This is a genomic window from Shinella sp. OV683 (assembly GCF_057787725.1).
Genome location: NZ_CM173543.1, coordinates 1,302,615 through 1,319,056 on the forward strand (window position 1 = coordinate 1,302,615; position 16,442 = coordinate 1,319,056).

The 16,442-nt window shown below is 61.4% G+C and carries 11 protein-coding genes; 1 reads left to right on the top strand and 10 read right to left on the bottom strand.

The annotated features are described in order from the left end of the window. The first annotated feature begins 171 nt into the window (after window positions 1-171). Window positions 172-7,578, top strand: a complete 7,407-nt coding sequence (locus tag ACXHRN_RS06275) for a SpvB/TcaC N-terminal domain-containing protein (protein WP_488640475.1) — start codon at window positions 172-174, stop codon at window positions 7,576-7,578. Here the strand turns inward: ACXHRN_RS06275 and ACXHRN_RS06280 are convergent. The 10 genes from ACXHRN_RS06280 to ACXHRN_RS06325 form a co-directional block, all read right to left on the bottom strand. Further along, complete coding sequence (locus ACXHRN_RS06280) at window positions 7,543-7,761, bottom strand: Gfo/Idh/MocA family oxidoreductase (RefSeq protein ID WP_488640476.1); 219 nt, start codon at window positions 7,759-7,761, stop codon at window positions 7,543-7,545. The genes ACXHRN_RS06275 and ACXHRN_RS06280 overlap by 36 nt on opposite strands. Window positions 7,762-7,785: 24 nt before the next feature. After that, window positions 7,786-8,814, bottom strand: coding sequence for a sterol desaturase family protein (locus ACXHRN_RS06285; protein WP_488640477.1), 1,029 nt, complete (start codon window positions 8,812-8,814; stop codon window positions 7,786-7,788). A 50-nt stretch (window positions 8,815-8,864) separates the two neighbouring features. Further along, on the bottom strand, window positions 8,865-9,866 hold the full coding sequence (gene iolG / locus ACXHRN_RS06290) for an inositol 2-dehydrogenase (protein WP_488640478.1): 1,002 nt from the start codon (window positions 9,864-9,866) through the stop codon (window positions 8,865-8,867). A gap of 191 nt (window positions 9,867-10,057) precedes the next feature. Next, window positions 10,058-10,870 carry a 3-methyl-2-oxobutanoate hydroxymethyltransferase gene (locus ACXHRN_RS06295; RefSeq protein ID WP_488640479.1) on the bottom strand — a complete coding sequence of 271 codons (813 nt, stop codon included), beginning with the start codon at window positions 10,868-10,870 and terminating at the stop codon, window positions 10,058-10,060. Window positions 10,871-10,874: 4 nt separating this feature from the next. Further along, window positions 10,875-11,654, bottom strand: coding sequence for a TIM barrel protein (locus ACXHRN_RS06300; RefSeq protein WP_488640480.1), 780 nt, complete (start codon window positions 11,652-11,654; stop codon window positions 10,875-10,877). A 3-nt stretch (window positions 11,655-11,657) separates the two neighbouring features. After that, window positions 11,658-11,969 (bottom strand): MocE family 2Fe-2S type ferredoxin, encoded by a 312-nt coding sequence (locus ACXHRN_RS06305; protein WP_488640481.1) that lies wholly within the window; start codon window positions 11,967-11,969, stop codon window positions 11,658-11,660. A gap of 132 nt (window positions 11,970-12,101) precedes the next feature. Beyond that, window positions 12,102-12,917: an ATP-binding cassette domain-containing protein gene (locus ACXHRN_RS06310; protein ID WP_488640482.1), complete on the bottom strand. Its 816-nt coding sequence runs from the start codon at window positions 12,915-12,917 to the stop codon at window positions 12,102-12,104. Between the two features lie 10 nt (window positions 12,918-12,927). After that, window positions 12,928-13,983, bottom strand: coding sequence for an ABC transporter permease (locus ACXHRN_RS06315; protein WP_488640483.1), 1,056 nt, complete (start codon window positions 13,981-13,983; stop codon window positions 12,928-12,930). Between the two features lie 121 nt (window positions 13,984-14,104). Next, entirely contained in the window at window positions 14,105-15,079 is a 975-nt protein-coding gene (locus ACXHRN_RS06320) for a substrate-binding domain-containing protein (RefSeq protein ID WP_488640484.1), read from the bottom strand. A 126-nt stretch (window positions 15,080-15,205) separates the two neighbouring features. Continuing rightward, complete coding sequence (locus ACXHRN_RS06325; protein ID WP_488640485.1) at window positions 15,206-16,228, bottom strand: sterol desaturase family protein; 1,023 nt, start codon at window positions 16,226-16,228, stop codon at window positions 15,206-15,208. Window positions 16,229-16,442: the final 214 nt, after the last annotated feature.

A 16,442-nucleotide genomic window follows, 5' to 3' on the forward strand; every position in this document is an offset into this window, starting at 1 on the left:
GGCGACTTGGAGTTCGGCGCGATGAAACGAGAGAGCACCTCTGGGTTGTCGTCTTCGCTCGGAACGGCGCAAGTGGCGCTGGGTCCGCATGTTGATGCCGATACGGCAAGAACTACTGCACCATTGCTACCAGAACCGACCTTGCCGCGCGGGGGAGGTGCTGTCCGTGGAATGGACGAACAGATCATGCCGGGAGGCTTTACTGGCGCTGCCGGAATGTCGTTACCGCTGCCATTGTCTCCCGGCCGCTCGGGCTTCGGGCCTTCTCTGAGCCTGACTTATTCCTCGGGAGCTGGAACAGGTTCTTTCGGCTGGGGCTGGACGCTTTCTCTCGGCGGCGTGACCCGCAAGACGAGCGCTGCCCTCCCAACCTTTCAGGATGACCTCGATCTCGACTCCTTTCTCCTGGACGGCGTCGAATTGACACCAATGATTGCGGGCGGCGCACCTGTCGAAGTGGTCCGCGGTGCATTTACCGTGCGGCGCTACCGCCCACGTCACGCTGACGACGTCAACCGCATCGAAAGATGGACCCGTAACGCGGACGGCATTGCTCATTGGCGTGTCATCGATGCGGCTAACATGACCCGCTTTTATGGTGATCATGCCGAGGCGCGAATATCTGATCCCCGCGATAACAGACGCATTTTCGCCTGGATGCCGACCCTTGCCAGCGATGACAAGGGCAACGCGATGCTCCATCGCTACAAAATGGAGGATGGCGCTGGCATCGCCGGCATCTTCGACGCTGCACGCACGGGGGCGGCCGCCTATCCGCAGCGTTATCTCAAGCGTATTCTGTGGGCCAATGACACGCCTTTCGTCTCCGGAGAAGACTCGCTGGCGCGAAATGATTGGCTGCTGGAGGCGGTCTTCGATTATGGAGAACACGATCAGGACGTGCCGAACGAAACGGCGCCCTGGGTCGTTCGGGCTGACCCGACCAGCAATGGCCGCCCCGGTTTCGACCTGCGAACCTGGAGGCTGTGCCAGCGTCTGCTGATGTTTCATCGCTTTCCCGAACTGGGGCCTGCGCCAATGCTGGTGCAGAGCCTGACGTTTGGTTATCGCGGCGCGACCGCTGATGCCCGACGCCGCGGTGAACCGGAAGGCGCCTTTCTCGAGGAAATGCAGATCACCGGCTACGCCCCCAGGGCCGGTGGGGGAATGGACCAACTGACTTTGCCGGCACTCAAGCTTGGCTACCGGCGAACGGAAATCGACGGCAGCGTCCACACTCTGGCGTCAGATGACATGAGGGGGCTGTCCCCCATGGCTATGGACGGTTCCCGCTTCGTCGATCTACTCGGCGAGGCCTTGCCGGGCATCCTGGTTCCGGTGAACGGTGCGTGGCGATTCCATCCCAACCGTGGCGGCCGCTTCGAAGAAGGATTCGTGGTGGATCCGCTGCCGGTGCTTGCCGCTGACCGAGAGCCCGTCAGCGTGCTGATCGATCTTGATGGTGATGGGCCGCGTGACGTCGTCATGCTTGAGGAGGCCAGATCCGGATGGCATCGCCAGAGCCATAATGGCGATTGGGCCGGTTTCTTAGCCTTCCAGGGCACACCTGAAATCGACTGGGCCGATCCCCAGTTGCGCTTTGTCGATCTGACCGGCGACGGAAAACTTGATCTTCTGCTTGCCCATGACGATGGCTTTGTCTGGTATCCCTCTCTTGGTGCCAAGGGTTTTGGAAGCGGCCGGTTTGTGCCTCATGGCGAGGAGGCGAACACCCCACGACGGCTCTTCACGACCGAGGCGGGTCGCGGCGTTTTTCTGGCCGATATGACCGGCGACGGGCTGGCCGACGTCGTCGAGATTCGGGCGCATGCTGCGTCCTACTGGCCGAACCTCGGATACGGAAACTTTGGTGCGCGGGTCCGGATGGCCAATGCTCCCGCTCTCGATGGCGAGAGCTCATTCGATCCCCAGCGCATACGTCTTGCAGACATCGACGGTGACGGTGCCTGTGACCTCATCTATTTGGGCAAGGATGGCGTCGATCTCCACTTCAACGCCTGCGGCAATGCGTGGAGCGCGCCCAGCCGACTTGCCGATGTGCCCCCATTGGCTGAACAAAAGGGCGTATTCGTCATCGATCTCTTTGGTCGGGGCACAGCCTGCCTCGTCTGGCCGGGTGCCGGAGAGACACCGCTTGCCTATGTCGATCTTCTCGGCAGCAGGAAGCCCCATCTGCTTGCCGATGTCGACAATGGCTTCGGGCGGAAAGTCATGTTCGACTATCTGCCCTCCACACGATATTTTCTCGATGATCTGGCAGCAGGCACCCCGTGGAGCACAAAGCTTCCGATCGTCATTCACTGCCTGTCGCGCCTGACAGTCCGCGATGCCGTCCGCGAGACCGAGCTTGTTAGCCGCTATTCTTATCACCACGGACTCTATGACCCGGTGGAGGGGGTGTTCGCGGGGTTCGGCAGTATCGATCAGCGCGATGCCGAGTCAGTAGCGGCCCCGAGTTTGGTTGGCGGAGTGGTTGCCTCGGCCGTGCGGCAACAGCCGCCCGTGCTGACACGCATCTGGCATCATCTGGGTGTGCCGGACGATGCCGAATTCGACCCGGGCAACGTACTCGATACCGCTTGGGAGAATCCGGTAACGCCGGAAATGATCTCTGCATGGACAATGCCACTGACCGACGACCCCGAGGCATATCGGCAAGCGGCCCTTGCGCTGCGCGGTCAGGTTCTGCGCACGGAGGTCATCGCTGAAGGCGATCCCTCCGGAGTGCCTTATTCGACCAGCGTATCACGCTACCTGGTCGTAGCGCTGCAGCCGAAACTCGACCACCGCCCGGGTGTCTATCGATGTACGCCACACGAGAGCTTCGGCTACTCCTACGAGCGCAATCCCGCCGATCCTCGTCTGAGCCAGTCTCTGGTGCTGCGCCAGGATGACAAAGGCCTCGTGACGCGCAGCGCCCGCGTCATCTACGGTCGCGCTTTGGCCGACTCCACGCTTCCGGCGGCGGTCCAGGCCGCGCAAACGCAGCGCACCATCTTCGTCGAGGAAACGGATTATACCAACGACGTCGTCGGAGCAGACATAAACCGGCTTCGCACAGCGGCGGAGGCACGGGCCTACGAATTGACTGGCGTAGCGGCAGGGCCGGTGACCATTGCAACACTTGTTGCGGCAATTGCGCTGGCGCAACCGCTCGCCTTTGAGGCCCCGCCTGCGGGTGGCCTGCGGCTCCGGCTGGTCCGGCGCAATCGCCAGCGCTTTCTCGCCAGCGACTTGGCCGGGCCACTGCCATTCGGTGCTCTCGATACTCTCGGCCTGCCGTTCGAATCCTACGAACTGGCGTTCACGCCCTCGCTGGTCGCATCCGGTTTCGCCGGCCGTGTCAATGACGCAATGCTGCTGGCGGCCGGCTATGTACATCTTGCGGGCGATACGAATTGGTGGATACCCTCGCCACGGCCCATATTTAATGCCGGCGCTCCCGGCCGCTTCTACTTGCCGTTGTCTGTGCGGGATGCTTTGGGCGCCACAACCTCCGTTGTCTATGATCCCCACAACATGCTCTCGATCAGCGCGACAGACCCGCTTGGCAATGTTATCACGGCAGTCAACGACTATCGCACGTTGAGCGCATCGCGCCTGACGGATGTCAACGGCACCTCGACGGCCGTCTCTAAAGATCTCCTCGGCAGGGTCATTGCGACGGCAATTATCGGACCGAACGGCGAGGGCGATACGCTCGCTGACCCCACCACTCACATTGAATATCAACTGACACGCTGGCGTGACCTGTCGTTACCGAACCGCGTGATCACGCGCGTCCGCGAACGCCACGCCGACCCGGCAACCCGGTGGATCCAGACCTACAGCTATATCGATGGCGGCGGCGCTCCCCTGATGTCCAAGGTCGAGGCGCCTCCGGGCATCGCGCGCCAGCTTCAGCCGGACGGAACCGTCACCGATTTCGATACGACCCCGGCTCCACGGTGGATCGGCAACGGCCGCACGATCGTTGACAACAAAGGCATGCCGATCCGCAGATACGAGCCCTATTTCAGCGTCACCCCCGAATTTGAAAGTGCCGCTGCGCTGGTCGAGACCGGTGTGTCGAACGAAATTACATACGACCCCCTCGGTCGTGCCATCAGGATCGATCACCCCGATGGCACCTACAACGAGATGGCGTTCGACACCTGGTCCAGCAGTGCTTCGGATACCAACGACACCGTGCTCAACAGTGGTTGGTATGCCGCCCGAGGATCCCCGCCTGCCGGAGGGCCCGAGCCGATGGCTTCGGAAAGCCGTGCTGCATGGCTCTCGGCACAGCACGCAGGTACGCCGAGCCGGGTGATATTCGATGCGCTCGGACGACCGGTCTATGCCTGGTCGGACAACGGAAACGCGGGCCGACGCACGACACGGCTCGAAGTCGACACAGGCGGGCGCGGTTGTCGCGCCTACGATACGCGCAACCGACTTGTCGCCGCGACACGTCTCAACCATGCCGGCCAGGCGATGGCTGTGGAATCCGCCGAGCGCGGCGAAAGGTGGGTGTTGCTCGACGCGCGTGGAGCATCTCTCTTTATCTGGGATTCGCTGGGGCGGTGGCGTACGCGCATGGATGCGTCCGGCCGTCCGGTCAGCGTATTTCAGCAACCTGCTGCAGCGGCCCAGGAACGCCGCGTCACCCACATCGTCTGGGGTGACGACCTGGCCGATCCCGACACTCCGCACGCCCGTGGTCGACCGATCGCGGTCTACGACACTGCAGGTGCCGTGCAGGTTCCGGCTTACGACTTCCGTGGCATGCCGGTGTCCATGCGCCGTCGTTTGACAACTCGTTACGATGTCGTGCCGGATTGGGCCGTGCTAGGAGCTGATGCCGCGCCCGACGTGATCGCGGCCCGCGCTGATCCGTTGCTCGAGGCGGAGTTTTTCGAATCCTCCGGCGCATTCGATGCGCTGGGACGGCCGATCGACATCAACCTTCCTGAGGGAAGCGTGTTGCGGCATTCGTTCAATGTGAGCGGCCGCCTCTCGACGCTGACGGCCCGTATTCGTGGGGCCGGTCCGTTCATGCCTTTTCTGACCCGGCAAAGTTTCGACGCCAAAGGCCAGCGCCTGGAGGCGGAGTTCGGGAGCGGAGCTGTAAGCCGCTATGGCTACGATAGACTCGATTTTCGGCTGAAGCGCCTGTTAACGCTGCGTCGGGGCACGGACCTGGAGGCCGATGCGCTGCAAGACGTGCGCTTCGTCTATGATGCCGCCGGCAACCCGGTCGAAGCCGATGACGTCGCCCAACAGACCCGCATCTTCGCCAACGCGGTGGTCAGTCCCCGACGTCGTTTCACCTATGATGCCACCGGTCAGCTGCTTCGCGCCGAAGGCCGCGAACTGGCCGCGATCGGCGCATCCCAGACAGGGCCAGGCGATGCAGGGTCGATGAACCTGCCGCATATCAATGATCTCCAAGCGGTCCGCCGCTACGTAGAGACGTATGAGTATGACGACCTTGGCAACATTCTGGAACTGCGGCATCAATCAGGACCGAATGCCTGGGTGCGCCGCTATCGTTATCGCTACGAAGATAGCCCAGGCGATCGCACCAACCGACTTGCGCGGACCAGCCGCCCATCCGATCCACTTGGTGGTTTTGGCGACAACTATGCTTACGACCCTTCCGGGCGGATGATCGCCATGCCGCATCTCACGTCGATCGCCTGGGATATGAGCGATCGGATGCTGAGCGCCGAGCTCGGCGGCGGCGGGCGCATGTTCAACACCTTCGCTCTTGAGGGCACGCGCATCCGGAAAGTGGTGGAGCGCCCCGGCGGCATCGTCGACGAGACCATATTTCTTGGGCCTGTGGAGCTAAGACGCCGCCGCAGGGGCGCCAGCCGCTTGGAGCGTTCGACTTTGAGGATCGCTGACGAAGCCGGGCCTCTTGCACAGATCGACACGTTGCTGCGGGATGACGACGGAACAGACCCCGCGCCGCTCGACGTGCACCTAATACACTACCGGCACGGTGATCATGCCGGCGCCGCGATGCTGGAAACCGACGCATCCGGAGACCCGATCGGCTACGAGGAGCATCATCCGTTTGGCACGACGGCCTATTCTGCGCGGTTGGCCGGCGGCTCTCCGGCCTTGCGCCGACTGCGCTACCATCAGCGTGCGCTCGATGAGGAGACAGGCCTCTATGACTTTGGTGCCCGTTTTTACGCACCTTGGCTCGGCCGCTGGATCAGCCCGGACCCCGGAGGTTTTGGCGACGGCTTCAACCTTTATGCGTTCTGCGCGAACAATCCGGTCGGTCGTGTGGACCCCGACGGACGCCAATCGAAACCGGATCAGCAAGAAGAAAAAACCCAGATCCCACTGGCCGGGCCGGAGGCCGAAAAGGCCGCGGCCGAAGGTCCCGATGCTGTTGCAAAATTCCTTTATGACCGCGGCTACCGCTTCACCGGCCCGGTGACCAAGGTAGGACAGGGCTACGACGTGGGGCGCTGGTTGAAAATCCCTGGCCAAGCGTCCATTGATCCCGACGCGAAGACCTGGACGCCTCAGGAGGGGGAGGGAACGGACAAGGCCACTGGCCCCCCCGATGCAGGAGTGGGCGGCGGCAGCGGAGCTGCGGCCAATGACAACACGCCCCCCGCGGCCAACGACAACAAGCCTGATGGCGGGAAAGAGGACAAGGTAGCAGCTGCGCCGGGAACGGCCGGCATTGCGGCCGCACAAGCCGGGCCGGGCGCGGAGAAATTCATCTGGAACAACAGATTTTCGAATGAAGGTCTGCCAGGCACCCAGCGCGGCCGTATTCTCGAATGGCTTTATGGAAATAGCTGGCGGGACAACACCAAAGGCTACGACATAGAGACTTCAACAGAAGTCAAGCAGATCAAATCCACTGAATCGTTTGACGATGTCAGCAAAATAGCGCGTGGGGCAACGCGGGATGCAGCGGATGCCATCAAGGCCAACCCCACCGGCACAATGACCGGCAAGGCGCCGCGCGCGGTGATTATTACTCCCACCGATGCACCCGCATCCGTTGGCACGGATCTTACAACCGCCTTGAACCCGGGTCGCGGGCGCAAGATCCCGGCCGGCGCCTTGCCGCCGGAAAATGTGCGCGGACTTCCCGGCCGCCCCGGTATGGTGAGTCGGGGATTGACCGGCGTGGGCTTCGGCCTCTCGGCGTGGGCACTCGGCGGCGACATTGCGCGCGGCGACGTGCCTATGGGGATTGGCGATGCACTCGGCGTTGCCGGTGGCGGGCTTGAACTCTATGCAATCGCGGTACCGGGGGCAGCTGTGGCCGGCGTCAGTGCCATGACTCTGGGCCTTGCAGTTGGCGGTGTCGGCCTGGCTGTCGTATCGGGTGTTTCGGCTTATCGAGCCTACAAGGCCGGTGATACCGCAGGCGCAATTGCAGGAGGTGTCGGTGTTGGCGCGGGGCTCGCCATTGCTGCGGGCGCCATCGGGATCATGGCCGGCGTTGCGGCAGCGCCCGTCGTGTTGGTGGTCGGGCTGGTCGCAGCCGTCGGTGTGGGCTTATTCCATCTCGGCAGATGGCTGGATTTTTGGTGATTGGACACGTTTGATATCTCGAAACCGGGTGGCCTCGAAGGCGGGCGAGAAGCCGACTTGAACGAATTTCCGGCCAGCCTTTTCCTCGCTCGCCATCACATCAAGGCACTCGGTGGACGACTGCGAAAGTGGCTTTTCACACAGCACCGGCTTGCCCGCAATGACAGCTATGCGAACAGTCATTGAAAACTCCTTGGTCTGATTGTCTTACCGGGCGTCACGGTTGTCCTGTGCCTGGCCGGCATTCATCCGCGCCTTCTTTTCCTGGAACCGCGCCTGCATCAGTTTATCGCCATCCTTGGTGCCGTCATGCCATGTGCCGAACCACTTGTCGAAGGGGACGGAGCCGTCGGCATAGTTCACCTCGAAGTACTTGTGATGCAGATAATGGGCATAGGCATGGCTGTCGAAGCCACTGTCGGGCCCGGTCTCGATCTTGTCAAAGCCGATATGGCCGACCACGGCGCCGGTGCCCGTAACATGCAGATGATAGAGCAGCAGCAGCGGATGCGACGGGATGATCAGGTGGATCAGGCTGTCGGACCAGTAGAGCAGATGCTCGACCGGATGCATCGAAAGCGACGACCAGGGGGATGGATTGACCGAATTGTGGTGGACGGAGTGGACCCATTTATAGAGGAACGGCGTGTGGATCAGCCGATGGATGCAATAGAAATGCAGCTCGTGAATCAGCGGGATCGCAAGGCCGAAGAGCGCAAGTGTCCACGGATGTTCCTCGAATGTCGTCCACGGACCCCAGCCGTTCGCCCAGGCATGCAGCAGGAATACTTCATAGGCAGACCAGATCGGCACGCCGGTTGCAAAGCAACGGATCATGCCGTCGATGGTCTGCGACTTGAACATGAAGACACCAGAGGGCGTCTCGTGCGGGAATTTCGCATTGAATTTGAAGCGATTACCCTGCGCCCGCTTGATGTAGAGCCGCAGTTCCAGAAGGCCGTATAGCAGGAACACGGCGGCGCTGCTGCGGGCCCAGATCCACAGGATCCAGCCCCAACCATAAGTCTGCATCGTCTCCTTTGCTGGGGTCAGGAAGAACCACCACAATGCGCCGAGAGCAAAGAAGATAATATTCCACGGCAGAAAATAGCTGGGCAGCCATCGCAGGAGCTGGAGAGGCCGCGGCGGCCAGACCAGAATGGGAGCAATCTCGAGCGGCTCGTTTGGCGCATAATCTCCGCGCTTGTTGCGCGTGCCGAATTTCAAGTCGTCCATCAGCATGTCCCTTCGTCAAAGCCACCGTTCCATAGCCCCCACCCGAAAAATCATCCCAAAACGCTGGCCAGCGTGACCGGACCGCCGGTCTTCACCGAAAGGGTTGCAGCCTCGGCCATGGCCAGAGCTGCGACGCCATCATCTAGTGTGACAGGCAGTATCCCGCCGCCATTGACGGCTTCGACGAAGGCAGCCCATTCGGCGGCATAGGCGGGCATGTAGCGCTCGAGGAAGAAATAGGTGGGCTTGGCGCCTGTTACGCCCGAAGTCGTCGATTTGACCACGGTGTTTTCCAGCATGTTCTGCGCCTGTAGCAGGCCCTCGGAGCCCAGAAGCTCCAGACGCTGGTCGTAGCCATAGACGGCGCGGCGGCTGTTCTTGATCACTGCGATCCGGCCATCGGCATAGCTGAGCGTCACCACCGCCGTATCGACATCGCCGGCGGCGCCGATCTCGGGATCGACGATGGAGGAGCCGACCGCCGTGATCGAGACGGGCGCCGCACCCATGAGGAAGTTGGCCATGTCGAAATCATGGATCATCATGTCCCGGAAAAGGCCGCCGGAGACCTTGATATAGGCAACGGGCGGCGGCGCGGGATCGAAGGAGGTGATCGACAGAAGCTCGGTCTTGCCGATTTCGCCGCGGTCGGCAGCGGCCTTCAGCGCCGCAAAGTTCGGATCGAAACGGCGGTTGAAGCCGATCATCACCGGACGGCCATTGGCAGCGGCAACTTTCTGGCAGGCCCGGGCGCGCGCCAGGCTCAGGTCCACCGGCTTTTCGCAAAGCACGGCTTTGCCGGCTGCGGTAGCTCTTTCGATCAGGTCCGAATGGGTGTCCGTCGAGGTGGCGACGAGCACAGCATCGATCGAAGGATCATTGAGGATCGCATCCGTGTCGCGCGCCTCGGCGCTATACTGCCCGCCCAGCTTTTCGGCTGCAGCACGGTTGATATCCGATACCGCAACGAGCGTGCTGCCGGGATGGCTGGAAATGGCCGTTGCGTGTACGCCGGCGATACGCCCGGCACCAAGAAGACCGACTTTAAGCATTCGAATTCCTTTCAATATGTGATCCCCCGATGGGTCGGGGAGATTGGATCGGCGCGCCATGCGCCATTGCGTGGATCAAGTGAGTTCGATTGTCCGACCCTCGGCAGCGCTGTGGTGGGCGGCATCGAGAACGGCGAGCGTTCGCCCAACCAGTCCGATCCGCATCTCGCGTCTCCTGTCCTAATTCCCGTTCAGGCCTTGAGCCCTGCCACCAGGGCGTTGAACTCCTCGTCCGAGATCGGCACATCGTGCTCGGCGGCCGGATAAGTCCCTGAATTGACATCGGCGATGAACTCCCGGAATGCGGCGATGCGCTCCTGCTGCAGGCGGGCGAATTCGGCGGCGAAATTTCGGTAGGTTTTGGCATGGCGAGGGCGGTGCCCAGCTGTGTGGCCCAACACATCCTCGGCAAACAGGTATTGTGCATCCGCACCGGGTCCGGCACCCATGCCCAGCATGATCATCGGGGTGTTCTTCGAGATCAGCGCGCCCACCCGGTCGGGTACCACTTCGAGCTCGGCGCCAAAGCAGCCGATCGCTTCCAGCCGCTTTACATGATCCCATACGTCTCTTGCGCTCTGTGCAGTCTTGCCCACGGCCTTGAAGCCGCCTGTCCAGGTGCATTGCGAGGGGATCAGGCCGACATGGGCGACGATCGGGACCGCGTTGTCGCAAAGCGTCTTCTGGATATCGAGGCTTGCCGCGCAATAGAAGCAATCGCCGCCCATCGCCATGAAATGGAACGCGGCTTTGAGATAATCCTCGGCAGAAACAAGCTTGCCGGAAGGGCCGTACGGCAACCCTACCTGAACGAAGCACCGGCCGGCGGCCTCGCGCATTTCCGGGCTGAAAAAGCGACCCTCGATGGAGAGCATGTGAATGCCGGCCGCATCGGCAGCCGCAGCCTCTTCGGGCGTTGTGACGAAGAGCATCGAGATCTTCTGGCCGCGTGCCTTCATGGCACGGATGTCGGCGACTGTCGGGCGGTTAGTCTTCGTGACCATGGGGCTACACCGTGAATGCGTTGCGGAAGGCCTCAAGGGCCGTTTCGGGATCGTTTGAGGCGAAGGCTTCCATGCCGACAGGGCCGGAATAGCCCATCGCTTTCAGAGCCTTGGCGACGCCATGCCAGTTGACCTCGCCGGTGCCGGGCTCACAGCGGCCGGGAACGTCGGCGACCTGAATCTCGCCGATCCAGGGAAGGCATTTGCGGCAAAGTTCGATCAGGTTTCCTTCGCCGATCTGGGCATGATAGAGATCGAGATTAAGCTGCAGGCGGGGATGATTGACGCCGGACACCAGCGCCAGCGTGTCCTCGGCACGACCGAACGGCACGCCCGGGTGATCGACGGGCAGGTTCAGGTTTTCCAGCGTGAAGGTCACGCCTTCTTCCTCGGCCATGTCGGCAATCCGGCAAAGCGTATCGCGCGCCTTCATCCACATCGCGCCCGTGACGACTTCGATCGGCTGGACGGGTAAACCACCTTCGCCGAGTCCCGTGCCATGCAGGTTGAGGCGCTGGACGCCGAGACGCTTGCCGACCTGTGCGGTCTCACGCGCTGTCTTCAGCAATTCGGCCGCACCGTCGTCATCGGTAAGGCGACCCGTGAGATAGCCGTTCATGATTGTGAAGATCGCTCCGGTCGCCTCCAGCTTTGCCAGATCGTGATCCGGCCAGTTCCAGAGGCCGACGCCGAAGCCCATCTCCTTGAGACGGCTTGCACGCCATTCGATGGGTCGATCGCGCCAGATCATTTCGGCGCAGGCAGCGAGGGAAAAATGTGTCATGTCTTAAATCTCGATAAAAACTTCGCCGTTTTCGACTTTGACCGGCCATGTCTTGAGGTTGATGCAGGCAGGCGCGCGTGTCGCCTCTCCGGTGCGGTAGTCGAAATGCGCACTGTGCTTGGGGCATTCGATGATGCCATCTATCACCAGCCCATCCTTCAGATGCACCTTTTCATGTGAGCAGATGCCATCCATGCAGTAGAACTCGTCTTCCGGGCTGCGGATCACCACGAAGGTCTGGCCGGCATGGTCAAAGCGGATCACGTCCTCGGGATCGATGTCATCGGTGGCGCAAGCGCGCGTCCAGGTGCCCATTGTTTTTCTTCCTTCCGTCTTCCTAGAGCTTGGACCAGGTACAATTCGGCCCGGCTTTATCATTGCCCGCCCGGCTGAATGCAGGGCGGGGTTTCAAGCGGTTTCCAACCGCGGTCACAGTCGTTCTCGTTCTTAAACGGCGAGGACTTCGTTGCCGCCATTGGCGATCATGAAGCCTTCGATTTCGGCTTCGAGCTCGGCCATGGCTTCGCCGCCGGCCATGAGGTCGGTGATCTCCTCGCGGGTTCTCTCCCCCTTGCGGAAATCAGCGGCCTTCGCGCCACGGATCAGCACGGCGAAGTGGTCGCCCACAGTCATGGCATGCACCACATTGTGGGTGATGAAGACCACTGCCAGACCACGCTGGCGAGCCTGGAGAACGATGCGCAGAACATGCGCTGCCTCCTTCACCCCGAGAGCCGCCGTCGGCTCGTCCAGGATCAGCACGCGCGCGCCGAAATGCACCGCTCGCGCAATGGCAAGCGACTGGCGTTCGCCACCGGACAGGCCGCCGACCAGCCGGTCACCGTCGTCGATCCGAGTGATGCCGAATTCGCGAACCGCCTTGACGGCGATGTCATTGGCCGTCTTGCGATCATAGAACTTCAACGGGCCAAACTTCTTGTAAGGCTCGACACCGACAAAGAATGAACGGCCGATGCTCATCAGCGGAAAGGTGCCGCCAAACTGATGCACCGTAGCAATGCCGCGCTCGCTGGCGTCCCTGGGGCTTTTGAAATCCGCCGGCACGCCGTCCATCTCGATCGTTCCCGAATTCGGCGTGTAGACGCCGGACAGGGTCTTGATGAGGGTGGACTTGCCCGCGCCGTTGTCGCCAAGAAGACAGAGGACTTCACCGGCACGTACTTCCAGCGAGATGTTGTCGAGCACGTCGATCGGCCCGAAGGACTTACAGACATTGGTGAGCTTGAGAATGGGAGGTGTCATGATGCCGCTCTCACTTCTTTTTCGGGCTGTAGGACAGGGCCATGCGGCGGAAGGTGTTGTTCATCAGCACTGCCAGAAGCAGCATCACGCCGATGATCAGGCTCGACCAGTTGCGGTCGAACTGCGTGAAATAGATGCCCTGGTTGACCACCGCAAAGGTGATGGTTCCGAAGAAGATGCCGATGATGGAGCCGAAGCCACCGGTCAGCAGAACACCGCCAACGACGACCGAGATGATCGAGTTGAAGATGAAGGACATCCCCGCCGAGACCTGCGCCGAGTTGAACAGGATCGCCTGACAGACGCCGACGAAGGACGCACTGGTGGCGGAAATGATGAACAGGATGATGGTCAGGCGATCTGTCGGAATGCCGGAATTTCTGGCGCTGTTTCTGTCGCCGCCCATCGCGAAGATCCAGTTGCCGTAGGGCGAATAGTGCACGACGTAGATATAGGCCACTGTCGCTGCGAGCCACCAGAAGATGATGACCTGGAACGTGCCGCCGATGAACTGGCCGAAGAGCATCTTCGCCCATGGCGCCGCTGTGATCGCGACCGACGTGGTGCCGGTCAGCAGCACCGAGAGGCCGAGAACCAGGCCGGCAACAGCAAAGAGTGTACCGAGCGTCACGATCAAAGATGGAACGGCTGTGCGCACCACCAGAATTCCGTTGATGAGGCCGATCAGGACGCCGAAACCGAGCGCAAGTGCAATGCCGAACCAGACCGGCAGGCCATAATGGCCGGTGGCAATGGCGACGGTCATCGAACCCGCCGGGATCATCGAGCCAATGGAAATGTCCAGCTCGCCGGCGATCATCAGAAGTCCGATCGGGATGGCGACGATGCCGAGATTTGCGGCCACGTTCAGCCAGCTGGAGGCACCAGCCGGTTTGATGACATCCACGCTTCCGAAGATCACGAAGAAAGCGAACACCGCGACGAGGCCCAGGAAAGCACCCGCTTCCGGGCGGCGAATGAGATTGCCGGCGGAGAAGCCACCGACGCGAAAGCGCGGCGCCTTGTTCGTCTCCACGACCGGCAGGCTGACTGTTTTCGTATTCATTGCACTCGTCCTTTTCGCAAAGCCTGTTGGGTCCGCGCGCGCTTTCGGGCCATGGCCTTTGGCGCGGCGATCTGCCGGCCCCCGAAAGGATCAGGGGCCGGGCATGCGGGGCCTGGTTGGCTTAGCGGGCGCCCTTGGAAACGCCGGCCAACGTCAAGTCGATGTTGGAGGCGTCGACGATGCCCGGGCCGGTCAGAACCGGAGCGGTTGGCAGGCTGGTGCCGAAATCAAGCTCGGAGGCCAGCAGTGTCACGCCAAGGAAAGATTGCAGGTAAGGCTGCTGGTCGATGGCGAACAGCTGGGTCCCGCTTTTGATGCGGGCCAGGCTGGCTTCGTTGAAGTCGAACGCTCCGAGCTTGACAGCGTCCGTCTTACCGGCCTGAGCTATGCCGCTGGCGGCGCTGTCGGCATCCCCGGCGGAGATCGTGATCACGGCGTCGATAGTGCCGTCCTGAAGCAGGGTGGCCTTGATGGCTTCTGCGACAGCCGTCGGATCGCCGAAGCTGGTGGCCGGTAGCGGCAGCTGCTTGCCTTGGCCACCCTTTGCGGTGATGCCTTCGATCATGCCCTTACAGCGGGCTTCAAGGTTGGCGGCACCCGGGATGGTGTTGACACAGATGGCATTCTTCAGGCCGATTTTGGCAAAATACTCGCCAGCGGCCACGCCGCCCAGGCCCTCGTCGGTTCCGACATAGTTGATCGCCTTGAGCTCCCTTGCCTTGTCGATGCTGCCGGCATTGATGATGACGACTTTGATGCCTGCCTCGACGGCAGCCTTGATGGCTTCGTCCTCGGCTTCCGGAACCCAGTTTGGAACTGCGATGCCGGTGACGCCCTGGCTGATCGCAGTGCGCACGAGCTGGGCCGCGTCGGGGCCGAGATTGTCATAGGTCTGGAGCTGCAGGTAGCTGACCTTGCCACCATTGGCCTCGATTACCACACGAGCATCGTCGACGCCCTTCTTGATCTTGTTCCAGAAGGCATCGTCGGTCTTGCCGCCGACGACAGCTATATTGGCAGCCAGTGCCATCGACACACCGATCGCCACGAAAGCCGTGGTCGCCAGTGCACGCGCAATATTCTTCACTCGATTCATTTCAGTCTCCTCCATTTTGTCCGCCGGGTGACGGACGAAAACCCCAATTTTCAGTGTTGACGCCCTGATCCGGGCCGGTATCGGGATGTGCCTTGCCTCCTCAGCAGGACACATCCAAATGCTCTCTCAGGACTTCGCCCCAGCCGACTGGGCGTTCATCCGCTGCTTCTTCTTCTCGAAGCGGGCCTGCATCAGTGCGTCGCCTTCCTTGGTGCCGTCGTGCCAGGTGCCGAACCACTTATCGAGCGGGATCAGCCCGTCGCCGCCATAGTTCACCTCGAAGAACTTGTGGTGCAGGTAATGGGCATAGGCATGGGTATCGAGCGGCGTATCCTCGGTGACCTCGAGCTTTTCGAAGCCGATGTGACCGTTCACGGCGCCGAAGCCTGCAATGTGAAGCTGGAACATCGCCACGATCGGGTTGGAGGGGATCAACAGGTGCCAGCAGGCGACGGCGTGATACAGAAAGCCTTCCACGGGATGCATCGACAGCGACGACCAGGGCGACGGATTGACCGAGTTGTGATGCACCGAGTGAATCCAGCGATAGAGCGGTCCCCAATGGATCAGGCGATGGATGATGAAGAAGTGGACCTCGTGGATCACCGGCGCCAACAGAACCAGCGTGGCCAGGTAATAGGGATTGTTGGCCCAGCTCAGCCACGGCACCCAGCCATTGGCGAAGACCCACAGGAACAGCACTTCGACCAGCGTCCAGAGCGGGATAGAGATAAAGAAGGAGCGCAGGAAATTGTCGATGTTCTGGCTCTTGAACCAGAAGACATCGGAGGGCTGTTCGCCCGGGAATTTCACATTGTATTTGAACCGGTTCCCCTGCTTGCGCTTGACATAGAAGATGAACTCGACCGAGCCGTAGAAAGCGAAGATGGCAGCGGCATTGACCGCATAAAGCCACAGTGCCCAGCCAAATCCGAGCGTCTTCATGACGCTGACATCAGGCACGACGTAGAACCAGTAGAGGAGCGTCGTCGCCATATGGAAGGCGTTCCATGGCCAGATATATTCCGGGATCCATTTCAGCACGGTCAGAAATTTCGGCGGCCACGCCCAGAGGGGGGCGACTTCCAGCCGGCGATCGGGAGCCCAGTCGCCGCGCTTGTTGCGCTTGCCATATTGCAGATCGTCCATCACATATCTCCTCCTGACGGCCTTACGCCCGGAAAACCTGGAACGTGGGCAAAGAAATACCGTCCCCCCGCAAGCCGATTGCCGCGAAAGCTCAAGCGCGCGGATCGACAGGATCCGCCACGCGCGGCCGAGGGCCGCCTCTGATGGTATTAAGTCTTCTCCCGTGAAATCCCGCGCCGCCTTCGATGCTGGTCGCGAGGACCCGTTCCTCCAT